The organism is Parabacteroides sp. AF19-14 (genome assembly GCF_003635485.1).
GTDB lineage: Bacteria > Bacteroidota > Bacteroidia > Bacteroidales > Tannerellaceae > Parabacteroides > Parabacteroides distasonis.
This window is the reverse complement of record NZ_QTMJ01000005.1, coordinates 68,182-86,275: the sequence shown is the minus strand read 5'-3', so window position 1 is coordinate 86,275 and position 18,094 is coordinate 68,182. Positions and strand designations below refer to the sequence as shown.

At 43.2% G+C, this 18,094-nt stretch carries 10 protein-coding genes; 8 read left to right on the top strand and 2 right to left on the bottom strand.

What is annotated here, in order from left to right; genetic code table 11:
- Nucleotides 1–10 precede the first annotated feature (10 nt).
- A complete protein-coding gene (locus DWX33_RS06790) occupies nucleotides 11–3,946 on the bottom strand; it encodes a DUF1565 domain-containing protein (protein WP_122380106.1) in 3,936 nt (1,311 codons plus the stop codon).
- Nucleotides 3,947–5,313: 1,367 nt separating this feature from the next.
- On the opposite strand from DWX33_RS06790, the gene DWX33_RS06785 reads away from it, so the two are divergent.
- The 5 genes from DWX33_RS06785 (at nucleotide 5,314) to DWX33_RS06765 (ending at nucleotide 13,949) form a co-directional block, all read left to right on the top strand.
- The gene (locus DWX33_RS06785; protein ID WP_122370047.1) at nucleotides 5,314–5,922 is read left to right on the top strand and encodes a DUF6088 family protein; all 609 of its coding nucleotides are present in this window, start codon (nucleotides 5,314–5,316) and stop codon (nucleotides 5,920–5,922) included.
- Nucleotides 5,923–5,935: 13 nt separating this feature from the next.
- Nucleotides 5,936–6,958, top strand: a complete 1,023-nt coding sequence (locus tag DWX33_RS06780; RefSeq protein WP_122380153.1) for a nucleotidyl transferase AbiEii/AbiGii toxin family protein — start codon at nucleotides 5,936–5,938, stop codon at nucleotides 6,956–6,958.
- Nucleotides 6,959–7,562: 604 nt separating this feature from the next.
- On the top strand, nucleotides 7,563–10,673 hold the full coding sequence (locus tag DWX33_RS06775) for a TonB-dependent receptor (RefSeq protein ID WP_122380152.1): 3,111 nt from the start codon (nucleotides 7,563–7,565) through the stop codon (nucleotides 10,671–10,673).
- Between the two features lie 21 nt (nucleotides 10,674–10,694).
- Complete coding sequence (locus DWX33_RS06770; RefSeq protein ID WP_122380105.1) at nucleotides 10,695–12,281, top strand: RagB/SusD family nutrient uptake outer membrane protein; 1,587 nt, start codon at nucleotides 10,695–10,697, stop codon at nucleotides 12,279–12,281.
- Between the two features lie 24 nt (nucleotides 12,282–12,305).
- Nucleotides 12,306–13,949, top strand: a complete 1,644-nt coding sequence (locus tag DWX33_RS06765; RefSeq protein WP_122380104.1) for a family 78 glycoside hydrolase catalytic domain — start codon at nucleotides 12,306–12,308, stop codon at nucleotides 13,947–13,949.
- A 60-nt stretch (nucleotides 13,950–14,009) separates the two neighbouring features.
- On the opposite strand, the gene miaB is transcribed toward DWX33_RS06765, so the two are convergent.
- Nucleotides 14,010–15,383, bottom strand: coding sequence for a tRNA (N6-isopentenyl adenosine(37)-C2)-methylthiotransferase MiaB (miaB, locus tag DWX33_RS06760; RefSeq protein WP_005853885.1), 1,374 nt, complete (start codon nucleotides 15,381–15,383; stop codon nucleotides 14,010–14,012).
- A 260-nt stretch (nucleotides 15,384–15,643) separates the two neighbouring features.
- Here miaB and DWX33_RS06755 point away from each other — a divergent pair, with 260 nt between their 5' ends.
- From DWX33_RS06755 to DWX33_RS06745, 3 genes are all read left to right on the top strand, one after another.
- The gene (locus DWX33_RS06755) at nucleotides 15,644–16,099 is read left to right on the top strand and encodes a hypothetical protein (protein WP_121961092.1); all 456 of its coding nucleotides are present in this window, start codon (nucleotides 15,644–15,646) and stop codon (nucleotides 16,097–16,099) included.
- A 101-nt stretch (nucleotides 16,100–16,200) separates the two neighbouring features.
- The gene (locus DWX33_RS06750) at nucleotides 16,201–17,697 is read left to right on the top strand and encodes an acetyl-CoA hydrolase/transferase family protein (protein ID WP_005867081.1); all 1,497 of its coding nucleotides are present in this window, start codon (nucleotides 16,201–16,203) and stop codon (nucleotides 17,695–17,697) included.
- Between the two features lie 91 nt (nucleotides 17,698–17,788).
- Complete coding sequence (locus tag DWX33_RS06745; protein ID WP_008778724.1) at nucleotides 17,789–18,031, top strand: DUF6722 family protein; 243 nt, start codon at nucleotides 17,789–17,791, stop codon at nucleotides 18,029–18,031.
- The last annotated feature ends 63 nt before the right edge of the window (nucleotides 18,032–18,094 follow it).

The window sequence follows — 18,094 nt, the reverse complement described above, 5'->3', positions numbered from 1 at the left end:
GTTTTAATCGTTATTTAACCCTTACTAATTGACCGTTCACGGCATAGATGCCCGAAGAAACCATGATCCGCTGTCCGTCCGTAACCTCGCCACGATAAGCGACCTTGCCATTCATTCCGATGATCACCACGTCCATAGGCTCCGGCGTGTGAATCACGATAGCGCCACGATCGGTAGTCACGTAATAACCATCTACCGGCTCGATTCCCTGCGTGCCCGTAACCACGCCATCGCCGATACGTAAAGAGCGAAGCGTACTCAATGTCTTGGTGTCTGTCAAGACAAAACTTTGGAAAGGCTTGATCTCCGGGTTTGCCTCTTGCTCGAAAGAGGTTCCATCCGCTGTCAATATATAAGCAGATTGTTTCAAGGTAATCGTAAATGTATTCGGATTCGAGCACATCAAGAAAGTACCTGTTTCAGTTGGAGCGGCAGGTTCTTCCAAGGTCTTGAATTCAAAAGCTCCTTCGGAAGAGATCGTATAGGTATCGCCATTAGCCGCCCAAAGACCAGCCATGCCAAAAGCAGTTTCATCCACCACAAACTCCGGAGTCTTATTATCCTTCAACCTTGCGAACCAGATACCATTATCAGCTGATTGTTGACTTGGAGCCAAGATCTCCTCCTCCGTAGAGTTATTGATCACGGCAGAGGTAAATGGCATTCCAAACGCCTTCCACCCAGTGCCGGAGAGATTCGGAGAGAAACGAAGAGACTTAGTAGTCACGCTTCCTGTTTGATCCGCAAGATTTGACTTTACTTGCGCACCTTCTCTCATGGTAACGGTATCTAAAGACATTGGAGCAGATAACGTCAAAGTCGCTCCATCTAAAATGGTGACCTTTTGATTTGGATGCGGAGTGGCCCAGACCGTATCTTCTGAAATCGTTACCATCTTATAGATTAAGGTACTCAAAGCGACATCCGAATAATAGGGGAAATAATCTACAGATCCATTCGGTGCCCTGCTTTTATCAATCAAGACCGAGAAATCCGGGTTATCACTTCCCCAATAATTATTCGACGCATTAACCGTTCCCGCAAAATTATCTGGACGAATGGAATACACATATGTTTGGTCGCCCGGGTACATCTTATTATATTGGAAGGTTACACCATCCTCAGCTTTCACGATACAATTATGGAACTCATTCGATTCAACGACATTCAATCCGTCATTCTTCGCTAGCGAAATATCACTATCCGTAAAAACATTATTTTTGATCGTAGCGTTAAGTCGTCCCGCTGAGATCAACAAATTCTTATCATATACATTAAAAATACTGTTATGAACCAACAAGGTCGCATCTTTAAGAGTACTACCCGGTTCCGAATATAAACCTGTTTGGAGTAGCTTATCCTCAAAAATACAACTATCAATCTCCACCGTACCTCCACCGACAAACAATGCTGTTGGACGATTCGAGCCATCCGTTGAACTCTTGAAAGAAAGATTCATCAAAGTCACCTTATCCGCAGAGACACAAGCGATGGAAGAACCCGTATACTTCTCCGGCCCTTTAATAATCGTTTTTCCATAAACTCCCTTTATCCGGATATCAGCGGTAGTGACATTGAAACCCGCATGCTCTCCCTCCGGAACAGATATCGTCTCTCCAGCTACCGCATTATCTATCTTACTCTGAATATCCGGTCCTCCATAACAAATAAGACCCGAGGCCGGATCATAAACAGTTCCATTGATCGTCAGCTTGTCGTATTTTTTCGCCTCCTTTTTGCGATGAGAATAAACCCAGCTCTCTCCCTTCTTGCCGTTCAAGGTAGAACTATTGATCGTGATCGTATTTTCCGCAAGTGTCGACTGATCATCCGTTCCACCCCAACCTAGCCGAATAACTCCGGCATGTAAATATCCGTTACTTCCATCCGGGAGATTATTCGTTCCTTCCAAAGAAGACAACGTACAACCTGTAAATGTGATCGTATTTCCATACGAACGTATATCCGTAGCCGTAGCTTGGGTAGCATTTATCAAAGGATCTAATCCATCTACCGCTCGCAACTCGCAATTCGTGAAATCAGCTGTAACTCCGTTGTATTTTTCCTGAAGAATAACAGCTCCATAACTATTGCTTTTCCCATTCAGAAGAGTCCTACTGATGAATGTCGCGTCTTTCGCCGTTATCCGGGTATTCGTATTAGCTAATGTACCATCACTTGGACTCATACTTCCGGCTGATGTCATGATCGCCCCCCATGCGGTAAAGGTTCCTCCCGTAATATCTAAGACTTGCTCTTTATTCCGTAAGCCTATTCCATAATAATTGACATCGATATCCGTATTCGTCAAGCTTAACTCCGCTCCCACTGATTCCATACGGACACCTACGGCAGCGGTCTGAGCGGTAACCGCACCACCATCTAACTTACAATTGATTAACTTTACGATATCCTTGCCCGTTCCAATCATACCAATAAGCCCATGCGCAGAGGAATTATCTGTTCCTTTTAAGGTCATGTCGCTTGCGGTCAATGTAACTGAACCGGCGGATAGTGAATTAACGAAAATATGTCCATTTACAATTGTTTTATCTTTACCCGCACCTATAAGTCCTTGAGATCTATCCAATGTCAATGTCTGAGGTAAAGTATAAGTACCTATCGGTAGAATAATATTATCATTCTCAAAAGCCGAGGTCAAGCAACTCTTAAATGCCGTCGTATCCAATGCCATACGAACCGTATCACCTTGCGCCGAACGAATTACAATGGCTTCACAGATTTCATTACCCGATGCATCTACCGTCCTAAACTTTACTGATTGATCAGCCAATACTCTATTTAAGTAATTAGAATCATCAGAAATGAAAGCCGGATTATTATCTTGGCGCATCAAGCTAACTATAGTATTACCTCTCAATTCTACATAGCAATTATTTGCATGAGAATCTTCAATATATGTATTCTCCGCAAAACTTATGGGAGTCATCGGAGATATAGTTTGATCTTTAACGGAAGTCTGTATTTCCGAATCCGTAATCACATATCGCACATTCATCGTCGCTTGTATAGGCAATGTAGAGAAACCATTACTAGCGCCTGTCATCTCACTATAACCTACTAACTTCGAAGAAGAGACATTAACCACAGAGTTATCACATACCGCATTAGCATAAATAGCACACCAACCTTTAATAAGTGATTCATCTTTTATATTTATAGTCTGATTCGGGCCTAAGATATATATTGGATAATAAAATTTACCTAATTCTATCGTCGATTTACTTATATCTACGTTCATACCGTCACAATGCACATCAATACCAAATATGCCTGATCGTGGATATTCATTAACTGTAATCGAGGAATGATCAATCGTCAATTGGCTTACCGCACCATTGCAGGAAATACCACTTTGATTATCCGCTGCCATCATAATCGAAGAATTAATCAAATGAATCTCTCCACCCAGAGCCGTGGAATCAGATTGGATAGAGATACCCATCTTTTTATATACACCTTCACCATAACCAACGTACCATCCTTTTGCGTTATTAATCAAAGCACATCCTCTTAACGATAAAACCGCACTTTGATCCTTCATTAAAATCAGAGGTACAGGTTTCGTGGGGCTACTATAAACTTTTGCCTCATTCGTCAACTGAACATTTTGGAAAGAAACGTTCTTTTGCGTACCCGCTGAAATAACGAGATATCCTTTGAGAACTGATTTATCTTTTCCTTCTCCAACAATAGTTAACGCTTTAGGGATTGTTGATGAAACAGGAAAAGTTCCCTCTGCCAAATGAATGGTAGCCCCATCCGTGGCTTTTTCAATCGCTTTCGCAATTGTAGCCAGAGGAGTGTCCGAACCACCTGCAGCATCATCAGAACCACTAGAGCTGACATACAAATCCGTCTGCCCCCACCCTACACTTGTCGCCACCATAAACAAGGCGAACAAGAAAAGTAATCTTCTTTTCATACGATTAATTTTTTAAGTTAGTAATATTCAATTATTTAAAAACATTTACCCTATATTACAAATTCTGTAGTAATCGACCCTTCAGTTTTCTCACAATCATCATTTACAGGTGGTTAAGCAGAATCATCGGTTACAAAACGACTAGTCTAAACGATCATTTTATTCTGGCGTTTTATTGAATTCAACGCATAAGCGTCCATATTTACGTTTATGCGTTGATAATCAATTTTTAAAAGTTTCTCTGGATTTTGTTTTATTCAAAAATATAGCCTATCTTTAACGCCTAGAATAAACGATCGTTTAGACTAGGCGTTTTTATCTATTACAGAATACTTATAGATCAAATATTTTTACGTAAACAAAATTTTCTACCATAAAAACTTTATATCATCACAAGCCATAAGATTCTCTTCTTAAAGCATGTGGAATAGCATAACTAACCAAATATCAGACTGCAACTATACATAATCGAGATAAAAGGAATTCTACAATATTGATTTTATGAAAACATCTACAATATCTACCACTACGCCATGTATGCTTTATAAATCAAAGCATTACATATAGGTTGTAGATAGCCTGACATCTACAATTATCATTCAACATCTACCACTTATACTTGACATTGATACTTTTTCTTTGCATTGGATAAGAATACGTGTTATTTTTAAAAGACATCGATGGGCAAAGCGACAGGGTTAATAAGAGTTTCCCTTAGGCGAACAAATAGTTTCTTCTAAGGAAAACTAAAGTTTCATAAGCACGAACCAAAAGTTTTCCGCTATGAAAACTTTTGTTTTATGCCTTTAAAACTATAAATACCTATTATTCAATATTTTAAATCAACACACAAGGTATACAAATAACCAAGCAGGCAGCCTGTTGGCATACCCTCGCAGAACGAGTAATGTGGTTAGCGAATAGTGAACGGCTGCATTTAGTGGTTGAAAAGCAGTAAATAGTGGTAGATGCAAGCTGATAGTGGTAGATGTTTATTATCTACCACCATTCAACAAATTTCTTATAATTAGATACTTATATAGATAATGGCAGATATGGTAGATGATTTAGTTTTTTTATTTCATACTTAATGTACTGCTTCGGAGAATGGGTATACCCTGCGGGAAATCGACTTGAACAGCGAGCTTAAACAAAATCCCAGATATTAACGAAGATTCCTATATTCGTCAATGTAAGTACCCCAATTGGGTTGTGAAAGGCAGAAAAGCTGCCTACTTCCCGTCTGTTTACTACAAGATTTATGGAAAAGAACTTAAAATGAATGTGGCACAATGATTTTTACGCTGCCTTTTCGATAATTAATTGTAAATTCGCATTTGAAAAATCATCAAAAATTCAAAGGTCATATGACTAACGAGTATTCTTTAGATAGTACGACTCTTAAGCAGCGCATAATAGCAATGCCAGAAGATCGTATTTTGTTTCGCTCCGACTTTCCTGAATATCACACAGAATTCGTGGGTAGCATTTTGTCTGAGTTAACGACAGAAGGAATCCTCGTAAAAATTACTCAAGGAATATATGCAAAGCCAAGAAAGAGCCGTTTCGGAGTGGTACTTCCTTCTGTTGATAAGATTGTACAGGCTATTGCAACTCGTGATAATGCAGAAGTATTACCATCTGGTATGACTGCTTTGAACGTATTAGGACTGTCAACTCAAGTACCGATGAACTATACGTATTTAACCACTGGTAGTGAAAGAACAATCAAATTGTCAAATCGAAATGTGATATTGAAACGTGGAGTTCCTAAAAATTTTTGCTATTCCACTCGTCTTATTTCGTTACTTGTGCAGGCTTTAAGGACATTAAAGAAAGAAAATGTAAGACAAGGGGAATTACAGACAATACGACAGTTGATATCAAAAGAACCAGATAAGGCCGCCTTAATGGGGGATGTTGATATGATGCCTGCATGGATGAAAAGAATTGTTAAACCGATGCTTAATGTTTAAAGAGAAAGGATTTATGGGAAAACTATGGCTTAATAACGAATTGATTGATCGCTTGGCAATGTTGCAACAGACAGAGATAGAACATCTTGGTATCAATCAAGTGGCAATAGAAAAAGATTGGTGGGTAACTGCCACTTTAAAAGCATTATTTCAAACGGATTATCATGAATCGTTGATATTTAAGGGAGGCACATCCCTTTCTAAAGGATTCAATATTATTGAGCGCTTTTCTGAGGATATAGACTTGGCTATAAGCCATTCATTCTTTGGTATAGAAAAGACAAGTAAAAATCAACGTGAGAAATTGCGTAAAATAGCTCGTGCATATATACATAACACGCTTTCTTTTCAATTAGATGCCAAATTGAAGGGAATGGGTATTACAGGCTATAGCATAGAAAATGTAACAAAAGTACAGGACAAGAATGGAAAATGGCGTCCGATAGATTCAGATAAGGATCCTACGGTCATTCTTTTACATTACCATTCTATTGTTGAAGATATAATAACCTACATTCCTCCACGTGTAAAGATTGAAATTAGCGTTCTATCTATGGATGAACCGACAGAGTTGCGAGACATTCATTCTTTGATAGAAGAAAGCTTTGAAGGTGAAGATTCCGATTCAAACTGCAAGGTAAAGACAGTTGTACCTACTCGCACTTTCTTGGAGAAGTTGTTTTTACTTGCAGAGGAGTTTCAAAAGGAGAAGCCACGAAGTGTACGTATGTCACGACATTTGTACGATTTAGAAAAACTTATGGATACTAAATATGGACGTGAGGCTTTGTCTGACATTTCCTTATATAATACCATAGTGGAGCATCGTAAGGCATACTACGCCCTGAAATATGTCAATTATGACCACCACAGTCCTAAGACGATTAATTTCATGATTCCAGAGTCGGAAATGGAAGTATGGAAAACAGATTATACAGACATGCAACGTTTCTTCATCTATGGAGAATCTCTGGAGTTTGATACACTGATGCAAAGAATGAAAGAATTACAAGAACAAGTTAGAAGCATGAGATAGCTTTTGCTTATGTCAACAACCTAATTTTTGTATTGGTTTAACCGGTGGTTGACTTCTATTGATAAGGTTCCCTCGGGCTTAGGAAAGTCCGGACTTTACGCAGAAAAAAGGTTGTGCCAGTGTTTTTTCATTTCATACTCAAGGTACCACTCCAGAAAAATATCAGTACAATGCATTAAGAACCCAAAAGAACGGCTAATAAAAATCAAGGTAAGCTGTCGCTATTATGAAAAGGGAAGCTATAAACATAATTTTACGTACGTGTGCTATAAATAATACGCAAGAAAAAACCACAGTTCCGTAGGAACTAAATCCTTACTATCTCTCTCTTTCGATATGGCAAAGATGGGAAGTAATAAGAATCAAATGGTTACAAAAATGACATTTCTTGTTAGATAAATGACATAACAGATCCGCAATCAATCCTAAACCACTCGCCTCTAACATCCTATACATAAATTACCCATTGAGTCCCTACGGTACTTAATAACTTTATAACATATAGCCTATGGAGTATATCTAATAATGTATTAGTTAATCTGAATCTATCAGACTTATCGTATGTAGTTAACATTATCTATTCAATTATGAACAAATGAAAAGTATGAAAAGTAAAATGAAAACTTGGAATGTGGCGATGGGATCATTGTCTTTGCTCTTCCTCTGCGTATCGCCGGCATTGGCTATCGCTACAAATCCATCACAAGAGAACCCGTATACGGAGCAGAATGATGATTCCGTAACTCAACAGAGAACAAGAAAAGTGACAGGTGTCGTGCTCGACGCCAACGGAGAGTCTATCATCGGGGCGAACGTAGTGGTGAAAGGTACCAATAATGGGACAATCACGGATCTAGATGGTAAATTCTCGATCGAATTATCGGATGGTGAAACCCTGCAAGTATCTTTTATCGGCTATAACAGCAAGGACGTTATGGTCGGCGCAGGAGAGAATCATATCAAGGTACAGCTGCGGGAAGACACGCAGAAGCTCGATGAAGTGGTAGTAGTCGGGTACGGAACACAGATCAAGCGGGCGGTAACCGGCTCCGTGCAATCCATCAAGTCGGAAGAGATGGCGGATATGCCCGTAGCCCAGATCTCGCAAAAGATGCAAGGCAAGTTCGCCGGTGTCCAAATCAATCAAGTATCCGGTAAACCCGGACAAGGAATGACCATGCGAATTAGGGGACAAGCGTCACTGTCCGGAGGAACCACGCCCCTTTATGTAGTGGATGGAATGCCTATCGTGGGCGATATCAGCACGATCAATCCGGACGAGATAGAAAGTATCAGTGTGCTAAAAGACGCTTCCGCCACATCACTTTACGGTTCGCGGGCTGCCAATGGAGTCGTATTGATACAGACAAAGACTGCCCAATCAGGGAAAAAACTAAGCGTCGACGTATATGGAGGCATACAATACGTACCCGAGAAAGGGAGGCCGGATATGATGGATGCCTCCGAATACGCACGGTTCAGGAAAGAGATCGCCGAAGAGAACGGATTGGCGGTCGATCCCGCTTACCAACATCCCGAAGCGCTGGGTAAAGGCACGGATTGGTATGACGTATTATTCCGTCCCGCCGCTATCCAGAATTACAGTTTGTCGTACAGCAATGGAGACGGGAAGTTTAAATCATCCACCGTAGCCAGCTATTTCAACCAAGACGGAGTGTTGACAAACTCTAATTACCAACGGTTCTCCGCACGAGCCAATACGGAATACGTATTCTCGAAGATCGTCAAGGTAGGCGTGAACCTAGCGCCTAGCTTCTCCATCAATAATAGCCCGCAATCGGACGGTAACTGGACGGAAGATAAAGGTTCCATCCTGCAAGGAGCTATGTTGACAACACCTCTCGCACCCTATAAGAATGAGGATGGCAGTATTCCGCTTGTGGCCAGTGGACCGGGATTGTTCGATAACCCAAACTGGTATAATGTGGTTCGCCTCAACAAGAACAAGACCCAGAACACCCATCTGATCGCAAACGCCTTCTTGGAGGTAGAGCCGGTCAAAGATTTAAAAGTAAAGACCAGCATCAACGCGGACTTGACACAGAATAAATGGAACTCGTTCAAGCCCTCCACCTCCGGAGAGATCTACAAGGCTCCCTATCAGATTCCCGAGGCGAAGGAATCCAATAATCTATTCTACACTTGGCTGTGGGAGAATACCGCCACCTACAGCAAGCAGATAAAAGATCATTCCTTTGATCTCCTGTTCGGCATATCCGCACAAAAATATCATAGCGAATATACGATGGTGACCGGAACGAACTTTCCCGACGATAAAATATCGACATTCAATGCCGCCCCTACCATTACGGCGGATGGAAACATAAACGAATGGTCCCTTTTATCCTATATCGGCCGTATAAACTATAATTACAAAGGAAAGTACCTTTTAAGCGCGGCGATGCGTAGGGATGGTTCCTCCCGTTTCGGTAAGAACAATCGTTGGGGTAATTTTCCATCCGTATCGGCGGGCTGGATACTCTCGGACGAGGAGTTCATGAAACCATTGGAGAAAACGATCTCTTTCCTCAAGGCCCGTATCAGCTACGGTATCGTGGGAAACGACCAAATCGGTAACTATACGCATTTGGCAACGATCACTACCACGAACAGCAACTTCAATAACGCCTTGGCCAGCGGCAGAAGCATCTCGGGAATGGGAAACCCGAATCTGGGCTGGGAAAGGAATAAGCAAGTCGATGTCGGTCTGGATGTCGGTTTCTTCAATAATCGCTTATCCATCATGTACGATTACTATAGCAAACGAACGGACGCCCTGCTGTTCTCGCTAGAGGTACCGATCTCTTCCGGCTTCTACAACATCCAGTCGAACGCAGGCAAACTGAAGTTCTGGGGACATGAATTAAGCGTATCCTCCAAGAACCTGACAGGCAAATTACAATGGACTACCGACCTGAACATATCTTACAATGACAATAAATGCTTGCAACTGGGTGTAGATGACGCCCCGATCATCGGTAACAACATCACGCAAGTCGGGGAACGGATCGGACAGTTTTACGGCTTAGTATGGGAAGGGGTCTACAAGAACAAGGAAGAATTCGACAAATACCCGAAGCATGCGCAAGCCGATGTCGGAACCATTCGCTTCAAGGATGTGAACGGGGATGGCAAAGTTACCCAAGGGGATGACCGCGATATCATCGGCAATCCGGTCCCTTTATGGATAGTAGGCATGACAAACTCGTTCACCTACAAGAATTTCGATTTGTCAATTGTCGTATCCGGCGGTTTTGGTTTTGAGTTAGCCAATATGGTAGATCAGTTCGCTGGAAATCTGGATGGTGTGTTCAACGTGTATAAAGCGGTAGACAATCGCTGGAAATCACCGGAGAATCCGGGTAACGGCCGTTATGGAACGACCAAGATGGGTACCACGGCACCAGAACGTGACTGGTTCAGTTCCCGTTTCCTTTATAACGGAAACTACTTGACGATCAAGAATATCACCTTAGGCTACCAAGTTCCGTTAAGAAACCGGGATATCATTAAAGGTTTGCGAGCTTACGTCAGTTTCCAGAACGTATATACGTTCACTAGCTACATCGGCGCTAATCCTGAGGTGAATATCAGCAATACGGGAACGACGGCGAATAGCTTGCAACAAGGATTCGATTATACCACCTATCCCGTTCCACGGACCATTACGCTGGGTTTAAATGTTAACTTCTAACTATCTAATTATACGAAATATATGAAAACGATATTCAATATAGCCATAAGCATCGCTTTAGGATGTAGTTGTGCCTCCTGTAGTGATTTCTTGAATCTTACGCCGTATAGCGAGATCACAGCCGAGAACTTCTACCAGAACGAGGAGGATTTCAGGCAAGCCGTAAACGGAGCTTACGAACCTTTACAGAACATGTACAACACGGAAGAATGGAATCTGGGAGAGGCCAAATCGGATAATACGACGTATATCATCCATATCGCCAAATCATCCTTGGACGGAGAAGATCCGGATCAGTTCCTTGAGACATCCACCAATGGTAATGTCGGTACGAAGTATAATAACTGCTACGTAATCATCGGACGATGTAACCGGATTATCTCAGAAATAGACCAAGCGGATTTTGACGCGGAAGCAAAAAACAGCCTCAAAGGACAAGCTTTGTTCCTTCGGGCATTCAGCTATTTCAACCTAGTACAATACTTTGGCGGCGTACCTCTGCATACGACACCCTCTACTGTGTATGAGGAGGCATTTAAACCCCGGGCGAGCGTAGACGAAGTATATGAGCAAATCATAAAAGACGCACAAGAAGCCAGTGATCTCCTACCTGTAAAATCAAGGCAAGAGATAGGAAGAGCTTCCAAAGGCTCCGCACAGACCTTATTGGGAAACGTATACATGGTACTAAAACGATGGGCGGAAGCAGAACAAACGCTGAAAGAGGTGGTATCCTCAGGCGAGTATGAGTTATTAGCGGATTACGGCTCCATCTATTCCATCTCGAACAAGAACCATAAGGAATCTATCTTCGAGATCCAATACATGCAAGACGCCTCATTAGGACAGCAAAGTGATTTCATATACAGATTCTTGCCCTATATGACGAATCCGTCTGCCATCACGGGAACAACCCCTAATCCTTGTCCTTCCAACGTAGACCATGGAGGGTTTAACACCCCTACGATCGATCTAATCAACGCATACGAAAAGGGAGACAAACGGTTGGACGCATCCATCGGTATGGTGGAAGGTAAGCTCACCGATAGCTATGCCCTCGACGCTACCGGCGTGAAAAGTATAGTTGACTATGAGCCAGCTCCGGGAATAACCGCCTATCCTTTTATCAAAAAATATTTTCATGAGCATATAAAACCCTATTACACGGATGACAACTGGCCGGTCTACAGGTACGCGGAGGTATTGCTCTTTCTGGCGGAAGCTATCAACGAGCAGAATAGGCCGGACGAGGCTATCCATTATCTGAATAACACCTTCGGGCAAGCGAGTATCCGGGGAAGGGCGGGATTAGCTCCTGTCAAATCCCAGAATGTAGATGCGTTGAGAGAGTCTATCTACCAAGAGAGACGGATCGAGCTGGCATTCGAGAACAAACGCTGGACAGACCTTCTGAGAACGGGACGAGCCGTGGAAGTCATGACACGACATGGACAAAAGATAAAGGCAAATCCCGAATCTTATTATTGGCCCGACGGTGTTCAACCCGTGGCGAACGCTTATCTGTTCAACCCAGATAAATGCTTGTTGCCCATACCTCTGCGAGAAATCGACTTGAACAGCGAGCTTAAACAAAATCCCGGATATTAACGAAGTTATTCTTATATTCGCATCATGAAAAGAACACATATGAAAATCCTGCTAAGTTTACTATACTGTGTCGGTGTATTCACCCTATCAGCACAAAGTCGTTATTTCAAAGAAAGCGCTTCATGGCTTCAAAAGAGTGAGGCCTGCAAGCCAGTGTTAACCTATACGGAACATAAGCCGGTCAAACGGGTCACTTCCATCAAAGACGCGTCAGCCTACCAAGGTTGGCGCATGCGGGACGAAGGAAGCACGGATCTGTTATTCAATGAGTCCCTGAAGAAACATCCATCGGTTATAGTTGACTTCGGTGAGCATCTGACGGGTTATTTGGATTTCTCGCTCAAGCTCCTTAGCCAACAGGTTTCGGACGCTCCGGTACGTATCAAATTCACGTTCGCCGAAGTTCCCTCGGAATTGAACACGCCTTTCGACCCTTATCCGGGCGGTCTGTCAAGGGCTTGGCTACAAGATGAGGTGATGACGTTAATGACCGTACCCATAGAGGCCTCCATTCCCAGAAGGGTGTCTTTCCGGTATCTCAAGATAGAGTTGCTAGGCGCTTCCAGTTTCGATTTCGCCTTCGACAAGCTAACGTTCCGTGCGCAGACATCGGCTAAGACGGCTCCATTGCCACTGGCTTCCACTACCGATCCCTTGATCCGTAAAATCAATGAGGTAGGATTGCTTACATTAAAAGAATGTATGCAGACCGTCTATGAGGATGGCCCGAAACGGGATCGCCGGTTATGGATCGGAGACTTGTATCTGGAGGCGCTAGCGAACGCATGGTCGTATAAAAACCACGACTTGACGAAACGTTGCCTCTATTTATTAGCGGCTCTAGCCAATGATGAAGGCCTGCTGCACGCCACCGTATTGGAGACACCGACCCCTCATCCGCAAAACGGTACGCATTGCTTGGACTATTCCCTGCTGTATAACGTAGCGTTGCTGGAATACCTGAAAGAGACCGGAGACAAGGAGGTCGCCTTGGACTTATGGCCGGTAGTGGTCCGCCAAATAGAGATGGCCTTGCGTCAATACTCGGACGATTGGATCTACGATATGCAAAAGAAGCCGATTTATTGGTTGGTATTCGACTGGAAAGATAATTATGATCGCCAAGCATCTATGCAGGGACTTACGGCATTCTCATTAGAGAAAAGCTATGAGCTAGCTAAAATGCTGGGAAAAGAGAAGGAGGCTAGAGATTGGCCTCGTATCGCCGGCCAGATAAAGAAAGCCGCCCGGAAAACATTCTATGACCAAAAGAACGGGGTGATCGTAAGCGGCCCTAACCGTCAGGTATCTTACCTATCACAAGTGTGGATGATCCTATCAGAGACGCTTACCGCCAAGGAAGGAGCAAAAGCGATGGCCACCGTCCTATCGATGCCCGACGCATGCTATCCGGGATGTCCGTACGCTTATCATTATGTAATGGAAACCTTGTTGAAATGTGGAATGCGGCAAGAGGCCCGTTCGCTCTTAACCAGTTATTGGGGCGGCATGGTGAATAAAGGAGCCGATACATTCTGGGAGGTATATGATCCGAACAATGACGAATTATCACCTTACGGATTTTTCCCGATCAATAGTTATTGCCACGCATGGAGTTGCACGCCGGTTTATTTCATCAACAAATACCCGGAGATATTCCAAAGATAGAAGATAATAAGAGAAACGCCAATATCGCTCGAAATGGAACGTATTGGCGTTTTCTTTTTCTTATTCCTCCACAGGTTCCCCGAACAGGGTTGCCGAGGAAGCCTTATGAATCTTGACTTTTATGAATTGACCTACATGATAGTTCTTCTTATCAAAGATGACCACCTTGTTTTGGCTGGTTCGTCCGAACAACTGCTCACGGGAACGTTTCGAGAATCCTTCTATCAGAACCTCGAAAGTCTTGCCTATATCCCGCAAGTTACTTTCCTCGGACAACTTATTTTGCAAATCGATCATACCTTGCAAACGGCGTACCTTCTCTTCTTCCGGCACATTATCCTCCAAATGGCTAGCGGCATATGTACCCGGACGTTCGGAATATTTAAATAAGAAAGCACTATCATATCCCACTTCACGCATCAAGGATAAAGTCTCTTGATAATCCTCCTCGGTCTCGGAATGGAAACCGCAGAATAAATCAGTCGAGATAGCGCAATCCGGTACGATACGACGGATCGCCGCTATACGGTCCAGATACCATTCACGAGTATATTTACGATTCATGACCTTCAAGATGCGACTGCTGCCGGATTGGGCAGGCAGATGGATAAACTTACAGATATTGTCGTTCGCGGCAATCACACGTAAGGTATCATCGCTCATGTCCTTCGGATGGGAGGTCGTAAAACGAATCCGCATATCGGGAACCTCTTTCGCCACACGATCCAACAAGATCGGGAAGGTTATGGTCTCACCTTCTTTCTCGAAAGAATAGGAGTTTACATTTTGTCCCAACAACGTAACTTCCTTAAAGCCTTTCTCGTGCATATCCCGTATCTCATTCAAGATACTCTCGATGTCCCGGCTACGCTCGCGTCCTCTTGTATAAGGTACGATGCAATACGTACAAAAATTATTACAACCGCGCATAATAGACACGAAACCGGAGATATGTACACCCGGTAACTTCAAAGGGATAACATCCTTATAGGTCTCTTGGGTAGAAAGCTCCACGTTGATCGCTTTCTCTCCGTGCTCTACCGCTCCCACCAAGTTCGGCAAGTCCAGATAAGAATCCGGTCCTACCACCAAGTCGGCATGATGCACATGGATCAGGTCTTCCTTCACTCGTTCGGCCATACATCCCAATACACCGACAATTAATGACTTCTTTTTCCGTTTTAAAGACTGGAAATACTGTAGCCGCCCATAGATTTTCTGTTCGGCGTTGTCGCGTACGGAGCAAGTATTCACGAAGATGGCATCCGCCTCCTCGATATTCTCCGTCATACTATAGCCATCCATCTTCATGATAGAAGCTACAACTTCGCTGTCCGCCACATTCATCTGACAGCCGTAGGTCTCGATAAACAACTTTCGTTCATCGCTTTGGGTAGCGGATTTTAAGTCCACACCGTTTTCTTGATTTACCATACTATATGTTAATAGAATTTAAATAAGCAAGATTCTTAAAAATAATTACGCAAACGCTTGCATAGTTCGAATCCCACCGTTATATTTGCATTCGAAAAACGTAAATTTTTTCATAGTTAAGGTTTTGGTTAAATCGAATAAGGGTGGCTGTGAAGTTACCCTTATTTACTTTTATACCTATCTGATGTTTTATATACTCCCATCTTTTCACTTCTCAATTATTCTTCTTACATTTGGAGGTGCAAAAATAATCAAAGTTTATGGATAACGTAGGAGATTGGTTATATATTGTTTTCCTGATTATCGCCGCCGTCAGTGGCTTATTCAGTTCGAAAGACAAAAAGAAGAAGAGTCGCCCCGATATATTGGGGCAACCCGACAGGGAAATCGTGCCTAATGACCAGCCTACAGAAGGAAAAGGCTTCTGGGAGATACTGGAGGATATGCAAAAGGAAACGCAAAAACCTAAGCCCGCTCCCCGACAAAAGCAGGTAACGCCAAAGGTTGAGAAACCGCAAGTCGTAACCTCATCGCCTGCCTCATCTCCATTCCTTTCCGCCGAGAAGAATATCCCGAATCATATCGCGACCCGGCCATCCGTAAGGATGAGTGCTATCGAGGAAGAACCGGGGCTTATGCCGGAAGATACCTTCAGAGACATCGAGGAATTGAAGAAAGCGATCATTTGTGCGGAGATTCTAAACCGGAAGTATTAATTTACGCCACACTTATATTCGATTCAGCGTAATTTTATGTAAGTTTGCGCCCGAAATATTGAACAGTAAGTATTTACCTAAAAACATAAAAACTAATTATCATGGCATTAAAATTCATTACAGCTGAAGAAGCCGCATCTTATGTGCATCATAATGACAATGTTGGTTTCAGTGGTTTTACACCCGCAGGATGCCCGAAAGTCGTTCCCGGAGCTATCGCCCGGAAGGCAGCGGAAGAACACGCTAAAGGTAACCCTTTCCAAATCGGTATGTTTACCGGTGCTTCTACCGGTGATAAGCTAGACGGAGAGTTGGCTCGCGCTAACGCCATCAAATTCCGTACACCGTACCAATCGAACAAAGACTTACGTGCCGCATTAAACGCTCATCAGGCACAATATTTCGATTTGCACCTGTCTGAATTGGCACAAAGCTTGCGTTACGGATTCTTGGGTAAGATCGATGTAGCGATCGTAGAGGCTGCCGATGTTACTGAGGATGGTGAGATCGTTCCGACTTCAGGTGTTGGTATCTTACCTACTATCTGTCGTATGGCAGACCGTATCATCGTTGAGTTGAACTGCCGTCACCCGAAAGAAATCCGCGGTATGCATGATATTTACGAGCCGGCTGATCCTCCTTTACGCCGTGAGATCCCTATCTACACTCCTTCTGACAGGATCGGTAACGATTGTGTAAAAGTAGACCCGGCTAAGATCGTTGGTGTGGTAAGGACCGATGAGCCGAATGAAGGTGGAAAATTCTCTCCGCTGGATGATGTTACGATGGCGATCGGTAAAAACGTTGCGGACTTCTTGGTTAGCGAGATCAAGGCCGGCCGTCTTCCGAAAGAATTCGTTCCATTGCAGAGTGGCGTAGGTAACGTGGCTAACGCAGTCTTGGGCTGCATGGGAGCTAATGAGTCTATCCCCGCATTCAATGTATATACTGAGGTTATTCAAGATGCGGTTATCGAATTGATGAAACAAGGTCGCGTTAAATTCGCCAGCGGTTGCTCTTTGTCCGTAAGTAACGAGGTGATCCGTGAGATCTACGCTAATCTTGATTTCTTCAAGGATAAGATCTTGCTTCGTCCGCAAGAGATCTCAAACAATCCGGAGGTTGCCCGCCGTTTAGGTTTGGTTGCGATCAATACGGCTTTGGAGGCTGATATCTTCGGTAATATCAACTCTACACACGTATCCGGTACTCGTATGATGAATGGTATCGGTGGTTCCGGCGACTTTACCCGTTCGGCTATGTTGTCGATCTTCACGACTCCGTCTACGGCGAAGGATGGAAAGATCAGTGCGTTCGTACCGATGGTATCTCACTTGGATCATAGCGAGCACTCCGTGAAGATCATCATCACGGAATATGGTGTAGCGGACTTACGCGGTAAATCTCCGATCCAACGCGCTCGTTGTATCATCGACAATTGTGTTCACCCGGATTACAAACCGTTATTGGAAGAGTACCTCGCTATGGGTATCAAGGGACATACGCCTCAAAACCTGAAATGCTGTTTCGCTTTCCATGAGGAACTAGCGGCCAGCGGAGATATGCACAATGTGGATTGGAGCAAGTATAATAAGTAATACAAACATATTACATACTTATCTCAAGGCCATTCCGAATAATTTCGGGATGGCCTTTTGTTTATCTAAAAACTATTCATATCTTTGTTATATGGGAAACTGGGAGAAACAACAGGATGAAAAAAAAGAAAGCAGGGAAAGAGATCAATCCCGTAGAGAAAACCTGGGAAAGTTCTTCTATGATTTGGCTAAATTAACTTTTGCGGGTCTGGTTATTGGAGGTATTGCTACTTTTGATACAGAGCTAAAAGAGTCAATATTTATATATAGAGCTATCGTTGGTGGAATAGCAACAGTGATATTCGCCTGGATTGGAAATAAAATTTTTAAATAAGGTTTATTATGGATATGCTAAGTTTAGTTTTCACGATCAGTGCTATTGTTGGAGGTGGATTCC

Excerpts from the sequence above, each read along its gene's own strand:
- DWX33_RS06770 (WP_122380105.1), top strand. The coding sequence starts at position 10,695 with ATGAAAACGATATTCAATATAGCCATAAGCATCGCTTTAGGATGTAGT.
- miaB (WP_005853885.1), bottom strand. The coding sequence starts at position 15,383 with ATGGTAAATCAAGAAAACGGTGTGGACTTAAAATCCGCTACCCAAAGC.
- DWX33_RS06750 (WP_005867081.1), top strand. The coding sequence starts at position 16,201 with ATGGCATTAAAATTCATTACAGCTGAAGAAGCCGCATCTTATGTGCAT.
- DWX33_RS06765 (WP_122380104.1), top strand. The coding sequence starts at position 12,306 with ATGAAAAGAACACATATGAAAATCCTGCTAAGTTTACTATACTGTGTC.
- DWX33_RS06785 (WP_122370047.1), top strand. The coding sequence starts at position 5,314 with ATGACTAACGAGTATTCTTTAGATAGTACGACTCTTAAGCAGCGCATA.
- DWX33_RS06755 (WP_121961092.1), top strand. The coding sequence starts at position 15,644 with ATGGATAACGTAGGAGATTGGTTATATATTGTTTTCCTGATTATCGCC.
- DWX33_RS06790 (WP_122380106.1), bottom strand. The coding sequence starts at position 3,946 with ATGAAAAGAAGATTACTTTTCTTGTTCGCCTTGTTTATGGTGGCGACA.
- DWX33_RS06745 (WP_008778724.1), top strand. The coding sequence starts at position 17,789 with ATGGGAAACTGGGAGAAACAACAGGATGAAAAAAAAGAAAGCAGGGAA.
- DWX33_RS06775 (WP_122380152.1), top strand. The coding sequence starts at position 7,563 with ATGAAAAGTAAAATGAAAACTTGGAATGTGGCGATGGGATCATTGTCT.
- DWX33_RS06780 (WP_122380153.1), top strand. The coding sequence starts at position 5,936 with ATGGGAAAACTATGGCTTAATAACGAATTGATTGATCGCTTGGCAATG.